Below are 18,116 nucleotides of genomic sequence, written 5' to 3'. Positions count from 1 at the left end.
ATTATGCAAAAAAGAACCTTACGTACCCCATTCTTTGTTGTTAATCCAAAAGCTTATTTATATGGCGACCAAGCACTTGCCTTAGCCAAGGTAGCAGATGAACTATCTGGTACACACGATATTGACATTTTATTCACTGTCCAGCATGTCGATGCTGCACGAATCAAAAACGAAACCGATCATTTATTCATTACTGTCCAACATTTAGACGGACTTCAAGTAGGCCGCGGCATGGGCTATATTCTTCCTGAAGCACTTGCTGAAGCAGGTGTTACCGCTACATTTTTAAATCATGCGGAACATCCAATGACTGTGAACGAACTGACAAAAGCTGTGAAACGTGCGGATGAGCTAGGTATCCTTACAATCGTTTGTGCAGATTCCATTGCAGAAGCACAAGCAGTGGCAACACTTCATCCTGATGTGATGGTGTGCGAACCAACTGAGTTGATTGGTACTGGGCAATCAAGCGATATCTCTTATATGAAGGCAACCAATGAGGCTGTTCGTGCGATTAATCCAACTATCCAAATCTTACAAGCTGCGGGAATCTCTACTGTGGAAGATGTAGAAAAGGCGTTATTATCTGGCGCAGATGGCACTGGGGGAACGAGCGGCATCGTAGCAGCTGACGACCCTGCTCAAACATTGACGAATATGATCCAGAAAGTAGCTGAACTGAAAAAGGAGCTTAAATAGATGAAATTTGCAAAAGACCAATTAACTTTGACTTCAAACGGTAATCGTGTGTCTTATCATAATATTACTGAACAAGTAAAAGCAATTGTTGAGAAAAGTCAGATCACGAATGGTATTTGTCTCGTTCAATCTCCTCATACGACTTGCTCAGTGATTTTTGAAGAGTACATGCACGATACCGATTTTAATGGCGATGAATTTCTACAAGTAGACCTAAATCGTATTTTAGATAAAATCATTCCGAGAGAACTATCTGAGAACACAAATTATCGTTATCCAGGACCGAAGCATTTAGAATTCCTGATGGGTCTGGATGATCCTAACTATCCAACCGATCCTGCAACGATTTTAAATGGCGATGCCCACATCCGCTCTTCCTTTTTCGGTGCAAGCGAAAGCTTTATTTTGAGCGAAGGAAAATTAGAGATTGGGTCTGTTGGCTATATTTACTTCGTTGACTTTGACCAAAACCGTGTACGAAATCGAACCTGTCACGTCATGGTGATGGGAGAGTAAATTCTCTCTTTCGATTTCCCATTCATTCGGAACCACCATTGATGGCTAGACTAAACAGACGAAACAACACGCACACTCTACCTACTCCCATTGGTTGATGTGAAGGTGTCGTTTCGTCTTTTTGTTTGTCTGAAATCAAACAACTCTTCTAGTGTTCAACGAAGATGGAACAGCCTAGTGGATGTTCCGTCCATCCTTGTACTTTCCGATTTCTAAGCACAACTTGAACATGTGATAACCCTTCTATCTTGACCTGATAGCTATTATCTTCAGGGGTAACAGTGATCGTACCAACCGGAACCCCCTGTTGATCTACCACTCGTTGTGTCACTTTTCCAGTCAGCTCAAAAACGTGCACAGTCAAGTCTTTTGTATAGTCGTAAGCAGCGGTCGTATCTACGGAACCTTCAATGATCAATGAATTAGGACGGACCATGAGGGGTAAGTGGAAGTAATCATAGGTCTGTGTGTGCCATTGTTGTCCTTCATATACACGATTATCTAAATAATTCGTCCAACGCCCTTCTGGTAAATAAAAAGTGACCTTTCCCTGCTCGTTGAAAATCGGTGCAATCAACAACCGTTCACCGAACATATACTGTTTGTCGATTGTATGCGACGTATAGTCTTCTGGAAATTCCAGCATCACTGGACGCATCATCGGGATGCCCGTTTGCGCTGTTTCTACCGCTTGCTCATAGATATAAGGCATCAAGCGATTTTTTAATTTGGAAAATCGTTGACTGACCAACACAGCTTCTTCCCCAAAGTTCCATGGCACTCGATACTCAATATTGCCGTGGTAGCGACTATGAGTAGACAATAATCCGAATTGTGTCCAACGTTTATAAATATCCGCTGTCGCATTCTCTTCAAATCCACCAATATCATGACTCCAGAAGCCAAAACCGGATAATACAAATGAGAGTCCACCCCTTAATGATTCCGCCATGGACGGATATTCCGATAAGTTGTCCCCTCCCCAATGAACCGGGAATTTTTGTGAACCAACCGAAGCAGAACGAGCAAATACGACTGCTTCGCCTGGGCGTAATTCCGCTAATAATTCAAAGACGACTTCGTTATAAAGATACGCATAATAGTTGTGCATTTTTTGCGGGTCAGAACCATCGTAATAACTCACATCCGTAGGTATACGTTCACCAAAATCCGTCTTGAAGGAATCGACACCGATTTCTATGAGTTCCTTCAGTCTTTCTTTATACCATTGACGTGCTTCTGGATTTGTAAAATCAATGATTCCTTGACCCGCTTGCCAAAGATCCCATTGCCAAACTTCGCCACCTTTATCTTTGATGAAATAGCCTTTCTCTTTACACTCTTGAAAGGCTGCCGCTTTTTGTCCGATATACGGGTTGATCCATACGCAGACCTTCAAGCCCTTCTGGTGGATTTTTTCAATCAGTTGTTGCGGATCTGGAAATAGCTCGCGATTCCATTCAAAACCACACCACTCGAATTCTTTCATCCAAAAACAATCAAAATGAAAGACATCAAACGGAATTTCTCGTGTCTGCATTTCTTCAATAAATCGCATGACTGTTTCTTCACGATAGTCCGTCGTAAAGGAAGTTGATAACCACAAACCAAACGACCATGCAGGTGGCAAGGCAGGTTTGCCAGTTAAATCAGTGTATTTTCTTAAGATCGTTTTCATATCGGGTCCATAGATGACATAGTATTCCAATCGTTCCCCCGTAACACTGAATTGCGTTCGTGAAACATTCTCCGAACCGACTTCAAACGAGACATTTTCAGGATGATTGACAAAGACACCATAGCCTTGATTCGTTAAATAAAAGGGAATATTTTTATACGCTTGTTCACTACCAGTGCCGCCATCTTGATTCCAACAATCAATGATTTGCCCATTTTTGATGAATGGAGTGAATCGTTCACCTAAGCCATAGACATATTCATACGGATCTAATGCCAACTGTTCCCGCATATAACACTGGCCGTCACTACTTTTTACCAATGCCTGTGCTTTTGGTAAAGAAGATGTCAAACGTTTTTCTTCCGCGAGAAAATCAATCTGGAATGCGGCGTTTTTCGGCACTCGTGCGACTAATTTTCCTGATTGAAACGTATAAAATTCTTCATTTTCTGTATCGATCATGACAGAAGATGATTGCCTGTTTAGTTGAAAATGTGGACCTGCTTGTGCTTTGTCATGATGCACCAGTTGTACTTTGATGATATCTTCTCTTGGTGATTCAAAAGACAAGGTCGTCATCCCTAGATTTAACGTATCCCCTCGTGTTTGGATCGGTTTATAAGGCAAGAAAAGGGTCAACTTATCCTCATTCACTTGAGCTTCATAGACATGGTACGGGTGTTCAAGATGAAATCCTTCTTTTGCCAACCAATAACCGTTTGTAAACTTCATTTATTTTCCTCCTACTTCACTGCGCCATCTGAAATGCCTTTTACGACATGTTTTTGCAAGACAACAAATAAAATAATAATCGGTAAGACGACGATCACTAGCGCAGCCAGTGCCAAGTGCCATTGCTTATTGAATTCGCCGAAGAAATAAAACATCCGTAAAGGAATCGTATACATCCCTGCTTTGTTGATGCTTAATGAAGGCAACAGATAATCATTCCAAAACCATAAGGCGTTCAACACGATCACTGTCACTGTCGTAGGCTTCAGCAAAGGAAAAATGACTTGCCAGTAGATTTGGAAGGTGTTTGCCCCATCGATCAATGCCGCTTCATCTAATGATTTCGGAATCCCTCGTAAAGCACCGTAATATAAAAAGGTCGACATACTTGTTGCTAATCCTAGATACATCACCATCAAACCTGGCTGATTCAGCATACTGACTTGCCCAAAAAGTGAAATCAAGGGGATCATGATTCCTTGAAAAGGAATCAATAACCCAATTGCTACAATAAAATAAAGGAATGAACTTAAGCGACTCGTGTTTCTCGATAACGCGTAGGCCGCCATTGAAGAAACGAACACGATCAACACTAGTGATCCGATCGTTATCAGTAACGAATTGACCGCACTTTTGAAAAAATCTAACCGTTCGAACGACTCGATGTAGTTATCAAGTGTTAGCCCAGCTGGTAAAGTGAGTGTATTTTGGAATATCTCTGCTTTGGTTTTGAACGAGTTGATCACCACTAAGAAAAAAGGATAAAACCACAGACTAGCAAGCACCAATCCGCTAAAAATCAGTACAGGCTTCTTAAACTGTCGTGGATGTTTTACTTTTGGTTGTTTCATGCACTGACCTCCTTTTTTCGTGTCAGCGAGATTTGAACCACTGAGATGATCACGATAATAACCAGAAAAATCACCGCTTTAGCCTGTGCATAGCCCATTTTTCGCATCCCGAATGCTTCATTGTAGATATTCATCGCCACCATTTGTGTGGAATTGAACGGCCCACCTTGTGTCAAAGCTAAGTTTTGATCATAGATTTTAAATGCGTTGGACAACGTCAAGAACAAAGTGACGGTGAAAGCTGGCATCAACATGGGTAATTTGATACGGAAAAAGACTTGCAAAGGATTCGCTCCATCCATATCTGCCGCTTCCAAAATCTCTTCTGGAATATTGTTGAGAAAGGAGATATAGATCAGCATCATATAGCCACTCATTTGCCAAACAAATAAAATAATGAGCCCCCAAAACCCCGTTTCTGGCGTGTTCAGCCAACCGGCAAAAAAATCGATACCCGTCATAGTTGCTAGACTTTCAAATGCTTTATTGAAAATAAACTGCCAAATAAATCCTAGGATGATCCCTCCAATCAAATTTGGCATGAAAAAGATCGTACGGAAAAAAGTCGTCCATCTACCTAATTTTTGTGTCACGAACATCGCTAGACCTAAAGCCACGATGTTGATCAAAATCACACTGAAAAATGAGAATTTTGCGGTAAACAGTAAACTGTCGATAAATCCTTGATCATTCAATGCCCGAAGATAGTTTTCAAATCCAACGAATTCACCTACTGTATTGCCATTCCAGTTTGTCAGTGAATAATAACTACCTGTCAGTAATGGAATGAACAAAACGATCGCTAACGCCAATAACGCTGGTGCAAGTAATAACCAAAAAGCTTTTGTGCGATTTGTTAACATGAGAACCCTCCTTGTATCTCACTAGATAAAAACCAACCGTTCACCGCTTACTTCCTTTCTTGTGCCCAATTGGTTTGCAAGGTATCAATAAATTCCTCCCAAGAGATTCGATCGGCTGCATACGCTTGGATCTGGACACCAAATATATTTTGTCCAAACCCATCTGGATAGGAATTATGGACCCATGGAACGGTTTTACCTTCGCTTAAATACGTATAGATTTCCTTAGATAACGGATCATTGATCGCTTCGCTCGAAAAGTTGGTATACGCCGGAATGAATTGAAACTCATCGATGATTGCTGTCATCGCCTGATCATCCGTATACATCCACGTTAAAAATTCGATCGACGCATCAATGACTTCTTGGTCTTTGTCTTTATTGACCCCCCAATACCAAGCTGGCCCCGCCACGATGTTGCTTTCTCCCGATGCTTCGATCTGCATAGGAAGAATCCCTAGTTTTTCTTTCGTGAATGTCTCATCTAAGCTATCCAATGTCGGTACGATCCAATTTCCTTGATGGATGATAGCCACCTTTTCACTGGCAAATAATTCTTCAACAGATGTACTGTAATCCATTGCCTCCATTGGTTGTGCATTGTACTTAATGACCAAGTCGGTGTAGTTTTTCATTTGCTCGGCATAATCTACGCTTAATTCCGGTGCCTCATAGGTCATTTCTAAGCTGTTATCAAACTCCGGAGCAAGAAAATTTGAACTATATTGACTGGATACCCACGTTTCTGCCCCGCTAAAACCAAATACGCCTTGTAGCCCAAGTTCATCTTTTTTACTATCCAATAATTGAACGGCTTCTTCAAATGCCTCAAATGAGTTGATCGATCCACTATCGATGCCAGCTTGTTTAAAAATATCCTGGTTGATCAACCAGCCATATCCTTCGATATTCATCGGTACCCCATAGACCGTCTCGTCGAGTGTAGCCCCCTCTAATGTCCCCTCAATTGCTTGTTTTGCTAATGTCGTTTCCCCAAGATCATAGAGTTTATGTTGCCAAATCTGCGTATCTGCTAAGCCACCTAACATAAAGATATCCGGTTCATCCCCTGAGGAAAACTTTGATTGCAACGCTGCTGTCGCATCGGTTCCCCCGCCAACCGTCGTCAAGTTGATCTTGATCTGCGGATGGTCTTTTTCAAAATCCTCTACCAAAGCATCCATTTGCTCGGCTGTTTCTGTCTTGATATTGAAAATCTCTAATGTTACACTACCATCATCTGAAGACCCGCTTTGTGCCGTACCGCAACCAGTAATTCCTAACACCATAACAAAAGCAAGTAGCAAAAATCTTCGTTGTTTCTTCATCACCATTCCTCCTCTTATTCACAAATTGATTATATTGATATTTACAACGGTATGTAATCGCTATCTTAATCGAAATACCTTGTAATATTGATCAAAATGGAGGAAATGTGATGTTTAGACCAAACGATATTTTTACCCCCAATCCCAGTCAACAAGATATTGATACGACACTAAAGGAAATGACCGAACATGGGGATAGTTTATTTCCAATTGCCGTTCACTATACGAATCACCCCGCCCATCTGGAAAATATGATCCACCCCCATTGGCATCGAGAACTAGAGATTCTTTATGTCTATCAAGGACTCATGGAAGTCAAAATAGAAGGAGTACCTTACGTTGTTCACGAAGGAGAGGTTATGTTTATTCCTGCGAATCAATTACATGAAGCACTCAATCATCAAATGAATGCCTGTGCTTTCTTTGCCATCGTGTTTGATGCTTCATTCATTGAAAGTCGCGTTTCCGATCATATCCAGCAAACTTACCTTGATCCATTGCTCCATTCACCAGAACAAGTAGCGATCCATTTTACAAATGATTGCTCAAGTATTGCGGAGATCCAACAACTGGTGATCACGATCATTGATACATTTGCCTTGAAAGAATCTCGCTTTGAACTGACGATCAAAGCACAATTGTTCTTACTGATCAAACATTTTTCGCGCTACAGTACTCAAGTGAATCCTGCAAAGTTAGTTGCTAGTAAAAACAAACTCAACACGTATCGCTGTAAAAAAATCATTCTATATCTTGAAGAAAATTACCAAAACACGATCACTCTTGAAGCAATCAGTCGTCATATTGGCTATAGCAAAGAGCATTTCTGTCGTTTTTTTAAAAAACATTTTCGTATGACTTTTTTCACGTATTTAAATCAAATGCGCATCAAAAAAGCAGAATACCTGTTACTGCATACAGATTTGAAAATCATCGACATTGCCTTGGAAGCCGGTTTTGAAGACCCTAATTACTTCACTAGCCTGTTTAAACGCGAAACGCAAATGACTCCGACAGGTTATCGGAAAAAAATGTGCGCCTTCACCAATATATGAGCCTATCTCTTGATTATTACCAGTAGCTTTTTCACCTCATCAAGTAGCGATAGTGGAAAAGACTAGGACAACTCTCATAGATAGTTACTGAATATAAAGAAATATCGACTTAAAACTTGGAGAAAGTTTTTTAGTCGATATTTCTTTTATAGATAATCTAGGATAATGCTTATTTTTTTCTCTTCATTACCAGAAGTGAGCATCCTAGTTTGTTCTTTACTTTAAATTATTGATGTTATAATAATATGTATTCAAACTATATTTATCACTTAGGGGTTCACGAGTATATGAAAAATAAGGTTTTTTTAGCAATGATTAGTTTATTTTTTTTGTTTACATTAACAAGCTGCAAATCAACAAGTACCACAAGTACAAACTCTTCGGTAATCGCTAGTACAGTATCTACAGCAGATAAATCATCCGCAACACCCTCTGATAACTCAACTTCAGAGAGCGAATCGACAAACGATACGACAACACTTCACGGACTAAATGATCCGGCCACAATCTACTTAAATGGAGAACCTGCAGTTACTATCGAAATTATCAAAGCCAGTGCCCAACCAGATGACGTTATTCGGGAACAAGCCTACTTAGTTCCAAAATCAGACACTATCATTAGACTTGACATTCGCATGACAAACCATTCAATTAATGGTTTTAACGATGGTTCACAATTTTATAGAAACTTTGATTTAGTTACAGAAGACGGAATTAATGTTTATCCTACGTTACAACACCAAACCAGCGGTCAGCCAGAAACAGCCCCTTTAAAATTGGGAAGCACAGGTGTGGTACAAGCTTACTTCTTATTAGACGGTGATATGAAGAATACTAATGTTGATGAAATTAACATTGAATATTATTACGTGCGTGATTTAGTCAACCAAAATAGCCAAGATTTTCGTTCGATAAAATTTAAACTTCCAGTTACACATTGACATTATGAATAAAATCTCACTTAAGCTAACAAACAATAAATAAGTACCTTGTTCCTTAACATGGTACTTATTTATTGTTTATATATCAGTAAAGTTAATATAGGCTATTTTTTGCTTAGTTGAATATGTTCATCGCACTAATCAAGATCTGGATATCTTCTGTATTTCCCGTAGGTATATTTATTCTCTGCGCATTATCGAGTATTTTCTGTTCTTCCTGCTTCATAGTAACTGGATCATCTGACTGTTGAAAGTGACTTGGTACAGGATAATACATTATTGAACCATCATGGTTACTAGAATAAACAACTAAACCTTGATACCCATATTTTCCGGTTAAGGTTACTGTCTCTTGAGGATAAACTATGCTATTTTCGTCATAAGGATTGATTTTTGTACCCGCTGGAGAATGGTTAACATTTAATGTAAACCCTGCATTACCTAAATCATTTTTATAAGCTGTACCATTAGTAGTTAACCAGACGCGTGCATATTCAATTTGTTCGTCTGAGTAAACACTTAACGGATCATTTATGGATTCCGAGGGTACTGTTGAGGATGTTGCTGAATCCTCTGGAAAAGTTGTTGAATGTTCGCTTTCAGTTATTTCACTCTCTGAGACAGTAGACTCTATTGTCTTGCTTTCTGAAAGAGTAGAAGTTGTTTCTTCTGATTTTTGAACAGTTGATTGCTGTGAATGATTCTCACTTGTATTAGATGAAGATTCTTTTTTATTACTACTTTCAATTATTTGACCATTGGAGGATTGAACGGTTTCATTATTTTTTGAGCCACATCCTGTGAGAAGAATTATTAATAAGATACTGATTGGTACTATTTTTTTCATATTGAACACCTCTATTTAATTTATCAGTATTATTATAACGCATATTATTAATAACTTTTCAGTTTAACTAATCGAAGAAATTTACATGTACACTTAACTATTTTGTAATGAAATGAAAAGGCCCAAAGTGAACTTTTGTTCATTTCGGAAAATTTTTACACTATCAATTACTTATTCCAAGGTTTCGTCTCTTTTAACGCCACAAATCCATTCTCGTTATATTTATGCACCCAACTTTCTATAATCCCAATGGAAAGAGAATATTTCTTAGTGATACTGTTCACGTTGCAACGACCATCTATCACCTCTGAAATGACCTGATATGTTTCTTCTGGAGAATAAAGGCTTTTCTTAGGCATACAAAAAACTCCCTATAAAGTAGATTTGGAATTTTTTTCCTTACCTACTTTATAGGGAGCATATCAATCTATCAACATTGGTCTCTTAATTGTATTTCGAGAAAGATTATTGTTCTACTCTCGTTGTGCTTTTTTAATTTACATCATTTGGTACAATCGACATAAATCAGAAAAGACATAAAGAACTAAATTATCCCCTCTAATTATCTAGCGGATGTAAGAATAAAAGTTTGATAGCTAGCATCATTAAATTCTTGGGTAACTAAATAGTTATTATCACCCAATAAAATACCTCTATGGCTCAACACTCGCTGTTCATGATTATTAATCAATCGATATACATTCCCTTTTCCCGAAACCATCCCTAGATGACGAATTTTCCATTGTTGTGCTTCCACTGGTTTCGATGACGGAATTGCTCCTACGATTCTATCACTATTCACATCAAAACCAGACGATGAATGTAAATATCCGTATTGCATACCAGTACTAGTGAAGTATTGTGAATAAGTTTGAAGTTTGTAGGTATTTGTAGCTTTATCATACTTCATAACCCATTTTTGAGAGTCATCGTTAGTAGTCTTTTGCATGCTAACTTCATCCATATTTGCTACTTTACTCCAAGTAAGAGCATATGACTTATCCTCATAACTTTTAACATAAACTGGTATATTATCAAAAACGCCTCCATGGTCAGTTCCATCATCAATAGAACCTGCAGCTACAGAATTACCTCCTGCGAATAAACTTACTCCAACCACCGCACCTAATAATAATTTAGACATTACTTTCATTTTTTTCCCCATTCCTATGTATCAGTCCATTTTAATTATTACAATTTGTATACTATTGCAACATTATATACATTACTTAAAATTGAAATAATAAAATCTCTGAAAAATGTAACAATAGGGTGTACTCTGTTGGACTCCTTTTATGAAGAACAGATATTTGACATGAAGATAGTAATGACATATTTAACAAATAATAATATTCGTACCTCAATAGGGAACAAAGAAAAAAGGGTACTTATTTATAGGTACCCTCTCTCACGTATAGCTTTTATCTTAGAAAGTAAAAAATCTTGTGATCACTTATAGTTCCAATACACTTTCTATCTCTTTGTATAATTTTTCAACATTAAGCATCCCGTAATCTTGTTTTGAAATGACCCTGACTGGTGTTGTAGGAAATTTTTTTTCGATATCATTTTTGGCATATCCAAAAGTAGGTGTCAACAAAATAAGATCAGCTTCACCCCCATGTTGATCTACCTTATTCGAATTATATGTCTCAATTAAAACTTGCTGCCCTTTTTTCTGCATTAACAACTCCAGCTTCCTATTTAAAGCTTGGGTTTGTAAAATCCCTCGATCCGTAATAAAACTGAAAACGATATCAAAAATAATTACTTTTTTCCGTTTCTTTTCTTCTACTGAATCATTTGTTTTAATTAAATCTCCTGTTTTTTCCATTTGCTGGTATCCTTTCTTTTTAGAAAAAAGAGTCTCAAAAAAAGTGGGTCGTTTCTTCCCCAAAATCTCGTCAACAGAAACATTGAAGTAGTTACTCAAAGCTATAAGAGTCTGAATATCTGGATTACTCTCATTTCTTTCCCACTTTGATACAGCTTGTGGAGTAACATTCAAAATTTTTGCTAAGCTTTTTTGGGTCATCTTTTTAGATTGTCTTAATTCTTTGATTTTTTTTCCTATATCTAACATTAATATACCTCCCATTAGGGTAACTTTTCAATGAACTGATTGTTGAATAGAGGTAATGATACCTAAACTATTAGTTGAATTCTATTTTATCATATTTTAAAACGATTTTATCTCCTTATTAAATGAACATTATTTCTTTAAAAAAATTCATATAGCTCATTATGCATATTCAATAAATTTGTTGATCCAAGTAATTGGAAAATATTTAATGCACTTTCTATATCTTTCTTTCCAACTTCATTTCCATCATGAAATTCAAAAAAACCATCCCAAAAAAGGATAATCGTTTTTTCAAAGAGAGCCTCTTCTTCTAAAAATATTTCTTTTGCTCTAAAAAATATTTCTTTTGCTTTGTTATAATTATTATTTTGAATATTGCAACAAGTTACGTTAATTAGTAATTTAAATAGTTCTTTATTGTTTTTTTTGTAAGAATTTTGAAAAGAGTTTTTTGTTAGAGTATTTTGGATTACCAAATTTACAGCATCAATATCAAAAGAAAAAATACTATTATTAAATAACATCAATTCATATCTAGTCCATTCCTCAATAGATAAAAGATATTGGGCCAGTTTATTTTCATTGTTTAGAGTTACTCTATTTTCTAATCGCTTAATTAATAAATCACATATCCACTTTAAATGCAGGATCTTAGAATTTTTCTCTATATTAACCATTGCTTTTTTTATGTTTTGTAATTCAGAAACATCTTTTTTTAAATATGCAATTTTTATATCATGCATTAGTGTTTCATGTGTTTGAGCAGTTTTTTCATTGCATAAAAAAAAGAATTCATCATATGACACATTTAGTTTTTCAATTATGTGATCAAAATTTATTATTGATGTTTCTACCATATCATTGACTATTCTGAAATATGTTGACTCTGAAAAATAATCTGTGCAGATATTTTTTATTTTAATATTTTTCTTTTTTTGAATGATAGAGATTGTTTTTCCGATTGATTTTCTTGAGTACATATTATTTATCTCTCCTTATCTTATGAAAATAATTTATTTTATAACAATATAAGTTTAACTTTTTTTAAACCAATATTGACCTCCCAAATATGCGAGTTTTTTATAACACATTAAAATATATAATATAATCACATTAAAGAATTAAAAAATATGTATAGGAGTAATCATATGTGGTACTTACTACTAATACTTTATTAATTTATATTTATTATTTCCATTGGGATCCAGGGTTTAAGTTCCCTTAAAAAACTGAAAAAATAAGAAAGAGGTATAATACTATGAGTTCATTTTTAAAAAAGATCAGTGTCACAGAAGTTAATAATGAAACTAAAAACGGTGGAGCTAGCGGATGGTGCGCAATTTATGCTGCGCAATTACCTATTGCGGCAGCGCTTTGTGCTGCAGGAAACAAATGTGGTTGCAGAGATTATCAAACTATGTCTTCTTACTTATCAAAATATTGTCGTTAATTTAGTTCAAAAAGCGAGTTGATTCTAACTCGCTTTTTGAATACACACAAATATATAGCAATTTTTTTGTGAAGGAGGAAAAAAATGAATAGCCCTTCAATTTCTATAGGGATAATGTGCAAGAACGAAGAAAGAAGTATTGAAAGATGTATAAACGCTATACAATTGCAAATAGAAAACACCGATGAAATTATTATTGTCGACACAGGATCTACAGACCAAACCATAAATATAATAAAAGAAAAATTTTCAGAAGTTAGGCTTTATTTTAAAGACTGGAGGAATGATTTTTCAGAAATTCGTAATTTCATTATTACTCTATCTAAAAAAGAGTGGATTTTCTTTATTGATGCAGATGAGGTAATTCAATCTGAGGGATTAAATAATGCAAAAAAATATATTAAAGAAATAGAGAAATTATCAGATGAAGCTGTCGTTTTTTGTCCAAAAGTTCTCAATACAAATGATAGCATCGTTTATAATACTGGCAGAATAATTAAAAACAATGGATTATATAAATTTTGCGGGTGTGTCCATGAATTCCCAGTATGTGAAGATAATATAAATACAGATAACATTAAGACAATTATTCTTGAAGAAGTAGTAATGGTTCATGATGGTTACGAAGAAAATATTATGGAAGAAAAAAGAAAATCAAAAAGAAATACTTTTTTGAATGAAAAAATGCTTAAAAAGTATCCTGATAATGATAGGTACTATTATTTTTATTGTAGAGATGCTAAACCATTGTTGAGTATAACCGACTATGAACTTTCACTAATAAATTTTTTTGATCTGTTTCCTACTAGCAGATTTAAAAACGAAGTCTATTTAGATTTAATTAGTTGCTTAATTGAGCAAGGTAAGACTGATTTGGCAGAAACATATATAAAAGAATATTGGGAAGATTTAAAGAACAGCGAGACATTTTCAAACACGGGTTTAGTCTACTTAACAGTACTTAATGAAATCCAAAAAATAATGGCAACTCAGCAAGAATTGCTAAGAATTATGATTAACACAAAAAATAATATAGAAAACGATTCTTATAGGACCGTTGAAAATGGGTATAATTTTGACGATATCATCGGATTTTTATATTGGTCGTTAGGTGATATTTCAAGAGCAATAAAACTTGAACAAAAATTAGAAGAAGTTAACTATAAAGGTATGCTAAACGAATTATTCCAGTTGTTACCTTGGAATAAGGGGGGATGAAAATGAACTTTAAAATTACCCCTCAGAGTGGAGAAGCTGATTGTGGAGCAGCTTGCGTAAGTATGCTATTGACCAATTATTTTAATAAAGTAGTATCATTATGTGAAATTAGACCTATAATAAAAAATACTCATACTGGAACCTCTTTTGGTGATTTAAAAGAAGGGTTAACGAAAATTGGAATTAAAGCAACAATTTTCAAAGCAGAAAAAGACAAAGCGGCATTTAATGAAATGAAAGCACCTCTATTAACACAAATAAAAAAAACGGATAATTCGTATCATTATTTGCTACTAATCAAAATTACAAACAAACATGTTTATTACGCAGATCCTGAGTTATCTAAGATACAAAAAAAAACTATTGATGTTTTTATAAAATCTTGGATACCCTATATCATACAAATTGACCTAAAAAACTCCGCCCTTGATTTAGATATAATTGAAAATCTCCAAAAATTAAATTATAGAGGTTTGCTCAGAAACGTTAAAGGTAAGGTCACACTTATAATTATTTTATCGCTTCTCAGCTACATGTTAGGACTCTTTATAGCATCTATGTATACTACATATTTTGATATAATTGTTCCTAATTCCTTAATTGGTTTGATATTTTCCATTATGATAGTCTATTTGATTGCAGCACTATTCAAGTTCATATTAAATTTTTTAACTACTATTGTAACAAATTCACTTAACAAAACAATAGATGCTGTTTTAAGTACAGAATTTTTCCAGACGCTATTTAGAAAGTCAACAGCCTCTCTAGAGTATTTTGGTATGGGTGATATCATTGCGACTCTATCAAACATAATTATGATTAGACAGCGGTTCTTTACTTTAATTATTGCCGTACCACTAAATGTTATCTTAGTACTAAGTAGTTTTTATATTTTAACTAGAATAAATCTATATTTAGCATTTCTTTTGCTATCTCTTATTATTATATTTTTGCTTATTATCATCTACTCAAATGAAAAATATCTGTCATTTAGCAAAAAATTAATTCAGTCAAATAAAGAATTTAATGACAATATAATTGATACCTTTTCAAATATAAATACAATTAAACAGTATCAACAAGAAACCTATTTTGTAGATAGAGGTAAAAATAAATTAGTAGAGAATATTTCAATAAGAAATTCGCTACTTAATTTTGATGCTAAACTTGAAGGTATTAAAGCAATGGTTTTAGATATGTTTAATGTGATTTTGTTCTCACTAGGTTCTTATTTAATAATTAAAGGGACTTTTGTAACAGGCACATTGTTAATGTATAATTCGATAATTGGTTTTACTATCAATCCTATTTTAATGCTTATAAATTCTCAGTCTTTAATAACACAAGGTAAAGTGGCTGAAGAATTGCTATTTAATTTACTTAGTAGTGAACTTAATCATTTTGGCTCAAGTTCTTTTCCTAACCTGGAAACTAAAAACGCAATTATAGTAAAAAATTTAGGGTTTGCATTTGACGGTAGAAAACCTCTTCTAAAAAATATTAACTTAAAAATCGAAGATAAAACGTCCATAGCTTTTACCGGAAGTAATGGTTCAGGTAAAACAACACTTGGAAAGTTACTAGCTAGATTGTATTTACCAGACAAAGGAGAAATATTACTAAACAGAACTAATATAAATTGTATAAGTGAATCTGAATTAGTAAAAAATTTGATTTATATTGACAGTGAAGAAAAGATAATGTCAGCAACAATTCTAGAAAACATTTGTTTAGGTCGAATTATAGATAGCGAAAAATTAAAACAAATATCTGAATCTACTGGTTTACACGATCTCATACAAAATCTTCCAATGGGTTATGATACACCTATAGGTATTGATGGGATAAATCTAAGCTTAGGACAAAAACAACTTATCAAAATTGCTAGGGCTACAGTTGAAGAAAAAAGAATATATATATTTGACGAAATAACTAACGGACTAGATAAAGCTAATAAATCAAAATTAATCAATTATTTGATAGGATTACCAGGAATTAAAATCTTTATTACTCATGATACAGAACTTGTGCAAAGTTGTCACAAAGAAATAAATGTAGATAAGTTAACAAGTAAGTGAGGTGTAATATGAAAAAAATGGTTACATTATTTCTAATTTTTATTGGAATTGCAGGCTTTTACGTTGCATTTAATAAAATTACTGAAGAAACAATAAAAAACTATGAACCAATTTCATACGACGAAGTTATTTCGAAAACCAAGGATCAAAGAGATTTCATTCTTTTCATAAAAAAAGATGGTTGTATACATTGTGAAAATGTTGAACCAATTATAAATGAAGCTGCTAAGATGACAAATATCGATATTCTAGCAATAACTGCAAATAAAGAAAAAGAACAGAATTCATTAGTTAATAAGTTTGAAATTTCTCTCTATCCAACTATTATTTTTTTTAAAAAAGGTATTGAAAGAGCAAGAATAGTTGGTGAGTTTGATAATCAAGAATTACAAAAAATGATTGGAGAACTTAAATATGAGCCTAAATAAGTTTGATAAAACAAAAATTGTACTTTGCTTAATAGGTATATTCATAATTTTGTTGTTAGTAACAATTTTCAAAATACAACAAGACAAGCTAAATCAAATTGATAAATCATTGCAAATAGAAAAAAACAATGTACAAATATATCAAGATATTATTTCATACCCTATTAATACATTTGAGAATAAAGTCTCAAATGGAGATTTGATGTTCGTTTACATGGGGAATTTAGAATGTTCTGATTGCTCCGCATTTTACCCTATTTTCAAAGAAAAATTCAAAGAATTCAATTTAGAAAACAAGTTATCTTATATCGAATGTAGCTATTTAAGAACTAATAAAAGTGAATGGCTAAAATTCAAAGAGAAGTATGGATTCTCACAAACACCAGCATTCATCATTTATAAAAATTCAAAAATTTTATCAAATATAGAGTGGGATAATAATAACGGACTCAATGAAGTATCATTTAGTACCTGGCTATCTGAAAACAAAAAGATTATTGATTCTATCTCATTATGATACTTTAAAGCATTAATTCAACTAATATTTTTGATAAAAACATACTAAGTTTAGTGGGTAAGATATTCCGTCGAATACCTTACCCACTGATCTCAGTATGTTCGTACTGTCAAATCCACGTGTTCTTACTTGACAAAATTTTTCAATAACAATCAAAAAAACTAACCCGTAAAATATTTATTTTTTAGCCATGCACAACAGAGTATATATTATATACCTCATTGAACAGCTTTATCTTTATTATTAAGATAAAATCTTTTAACTTAACGATTTACTCTTCTCCAATTTTTCCTGATCTTGACTCTATTTACTATCTCGAGTCAGTTCTCTATCCAAATCTATAGATGATTTGCAGTAGAATTTTCGATATTGATAAGTCTCATCACAAAACCAACTGAAAATTTTAAATAAGTGAACTCCATAGATTACAAAAAATTAAAACTCAAAAAAGAAACAATGACTATTACTACCAGAATATACATCCCACTACAATTAAGACTCTTCATATATCTGATGAACTAGATAAATCTTGTATCTTTGTATCTATTAAATATAGTCACCTCATTTACTACATCTTCTTGCATCGTTTAGCAATCAATTTAGGACGAATTTTTTCTAACCAATCTTGATCAGGTACATAGTCAAGGAAATTACCAATCGTATAACCTTAAAATGCTGGATTGCTGCTGCGTAATTTACCTTGTCTAATTCATCTACAATCTTTTTTATTTAACTTAAAAATACATCGGTAAATTGATTTGTCCAATTCCAAAAACTCGTATAAGCATCTTTATACTACACGCCTTGACATTGAATTTCAAATCCATAATGA

18 protein-coding genes are annotated in these 18,116 nt (G+C 34.2%); 9 read left to right on the top strand and 9 right to left on the bottom strand.

What is annotated here, in order from left to right:
- Positions 1–3 precede the first annotated feature (3 nt).
- Positions 4–699, top strand: a complete 696-nt coding sequence (locus IGK77_RS00280) for a triose-phosphate isomerase (RefSeq protein WP_074801045.1) — start codon at positions 4–6, stop codon at positions 697–699.
- Entirely contained in the window at positions 700–1,215 is a 516-nt protein-coding gene (locus tag IGK77_RS00275) for a YjbQ family protein (RefSeq protein ID WP_019722787.1), read from the top strand.
- Between the two features lie 148 nt (positions 1,216–1,363).
- On the opposite strand, the gene yicI is transcribed toward IGK77_RS00275, so the two are convergent.
- The 4 genes from yicI to IGK77_RS00255 are packed head-to-tail and all read right to left on the bottom strand — an operon-like array spanning position 1,364 to position 6,667.
- Positions 1,364–3,625 carry an alpha-xylosidase gene (yicI, locus tag IGK77_RS00270; RefSeq protein WP_074801048.1) on the bottom strand — a complete coding sequence of 754 codons (2,262 nt, stop codon included), beginning with the start codon at positions 3,623–3,625 and terminating at the stop codon, positions 1,364–1,366.
- An 11-nt stretch (positions 3,626–3,636) separates the two neighbouring features.
- Entirely contained in the window at positions 3,637–4,476 is an 840-nt protein-coding gene (locus tag IGK77_RS00265) for a carbohydrate ABC transporter permease (RefSeq protein WP_074801051.1), read from the bottom strand.
- Positions 4,473–5,339 carry a carbohydrate ABC transporter permease gene (locus IGK77_RS00260; RefSeq protein WP_074801054.1) on the bottom strand — a complete coding sequence of 289 codons (867 nt, stop codon included), beginning with the start codon at positions 5,337–5,339 and terminating at the stop codon, positions 4,473–4,475. Before IGK77_RS00260 ends, IGK77_RS00265 begins: the two co-directional genes overlap by 4 nt.
- A gap of 47 nt (positions 5,340–5,386) precedes the next feature.
- Positions 5,387–6,667 (bottom strand): ABC transporter substrate-binding protein, encoded by a 1,281-nt coding sequence (locus tag IGK77_RS00255; protein ID WP_074801060.1) that lies wholly within the window; start codon positions 6,665–6,667, stop codon positions 5,387–5,389.
- A 110-nt stretch (positions 6,668–6,777) separates the two neighbouring features.
- On the opposite strand from IGK77_RS00255, the gene IGK77_RS00250 reads away from it, so the two are divergent.
- Together IGK77_RS00250 and IGK77_RS00245 are read left to right on the top strand one after the other, a co-directional pair.
- On the top strand, positions 6,778–7,722 hold the full coding sequence (locus IGK77_RS00250) for a helix-turn-helix transcriptional regulator (protein WP_074801063.1): 945 nt from the start codon (positions 6,778–6,780) through the stop codon (positions 7,720–7,722).
- A 287-nt stretch (positions 7,723–8,009) separates the two neighbouring features.
- Positions 8,010–8,663 (top strand): hypothetical protein, encoded by a 654-nt coding sequence (locus IGK77_RS00245; RefSeq protein ID WP_074801065.1) that lies wholly within the window; start codon positions 8,010–8,012, stop codon positions 8,661–8,663.
- A 115-nt stretch (positions 8,664–8,778) separates the two neighbouring features.
- Here the strand turns inward: IGK77_RS00245 and IGK77_RS00240 are convergent, their stop codons facing one another.
- The 5 genes from IGK77_RS00240 to IGK77_RS00220 form a co-directional block, all read right to left on the bottom strand.
- Positions 8,779–9,510, bottom strand: a complete 732-nt coding sequence (locus IGK77_RS00240) for a hypothetical protein (RefSeq protein ID WP_074801068.1) — start codon at positions 9,508–9,510, stop codon at positions 8,779–8,781.
- A 167-nt stretch (positions 9,511–9,677) separates the two neighbouring features.
- Positions 9,678–9,869, bottom strand: a complete 192-nt coding sequence (locus IGK77_RS00235) for a helix-turn-helix domain-containing protein (protein ID WP_074801070.1) — start codon at positions 9,867–9,869, stop codon at positions 9,678–9,680.
- Between the two features lie 203 nt (positions 9,870–10,072).
- Positions 10,073–10,663: an RICIN domain-containing protein gene (locus IGK77_RS00230; RefSeq protein WP_074801072.1), complete on the bottom strand. Its 591-nt coding sequence runs from the start codon at positions 10,661–10,663 to the stop codon at positions 10,073–10,075.
- A 300-nt stretch (positions 10,664–10,963) separates the two neighbouring features.
- Positions 10,964–11,593 carry a helix-turn-helix domain-containing protein gene (locus IGK77_RS00225; protein ID WP_074801075.1) on the bottom strand — a complete coding sequence of 210 codons (630 nt, stop codon included), beginning with the start codon at positions 11,591–11,593 and terminating at the stop codon, positions 10,964–10,966.
- 137 nt (positions 11,594–11,730) lie between these two features.
- On the bottom strand, positions 11,731–12,573 hold the full coding sequence (locus IGK77_RS00220; protein WP_074801078.1) for a hypothetical protein: 843 nt from the start codon (positions 12,571–12,573) through the stop codon (positions 11,731–11,733).
- Between the two features lie 278 nt (positions 12,574–12,851).
- Here IGK77_RS00220 and IGK77_RS00215 point away from each other — a divergent pair, with 278 nt between their 5' ends.
- The 5 genes from IGK77_RS00215 (at position 12,852) to IGK77_RS00195 (ending at position 17,284) form a co-directional block, all read left to right on the top strand.
- A complete protein-coding gene (locus tag IGK77_RS00215; protein ID WP_074801080.1) occupies positions 12,852–13,043 on the top strand; it encodes a hypothetical protein in 192 nt (63 codons plus the stop codon).
- A gap of 84 nt (positions 13,044–13,127) precedes the next feature.
- Entirely contained in the window at positions 13,128–14,261 is a 1,134-nt protein-coding gene (locus IGK77_RS00210) for a glycosyltransferase (RefSeq protein WP_074801083.1), read from the top strand.
- 2 nt (positions 14,262–14,263) lie between these two features.
- Positions 14,264–16,339 carry a peptidase domain-containing ABC transporter gene (locus IGK77_RS00205; RefSeq protein ID WP_438712846.1) on the top strand — a complete coding sequence of 692 codons (2,076 nt, stop codon included), beginning with the start codon at positions 14,264–14,266 and terminating at the stop codon, positions 16,337–16,339.
- 8 nt (positions 16,340–16,347) lie between these two features.
- Complete coding sequence (locus tag IGK77_RS00200) at positions 16,348–16,767, top strand: thioredoxin family protein (protein WP_074801087.1); 420 nt, start codon at positions 16,348–16,350, stop codon at positions 16,765–16,767.
- Positions 16,754–17,284, top strand: coding sequence for a DUF6568 family protein (locus IGK77_RS00195; RefSeq protein WP_074801090.1), 531 nt, complete (start codon positions 16,754–16,756; stop codon positions 17,282–17,284). Before IGK77_RS00200 ends, IGK77_RS00195 begins: the two co-directional genes overlap by 14 nt.
- The last annotated feature ends 832 nt before the right edge of the window (positions 17,285–18,116 follow it).

The organism is Enterococcus sp. DIV0806c (assembly GCF_051710905.1).
Lineage (GTDB): Bacteria > Bacillota > Bacilli > Lactobacillales > Enterococcaceae > Enterococcus_B > Enterococcus_B mundtii.
Note: the sequence above shows the minus strand (reverse complement) of the source record. Positions and strands in the feature narration are given on the sequence as shown.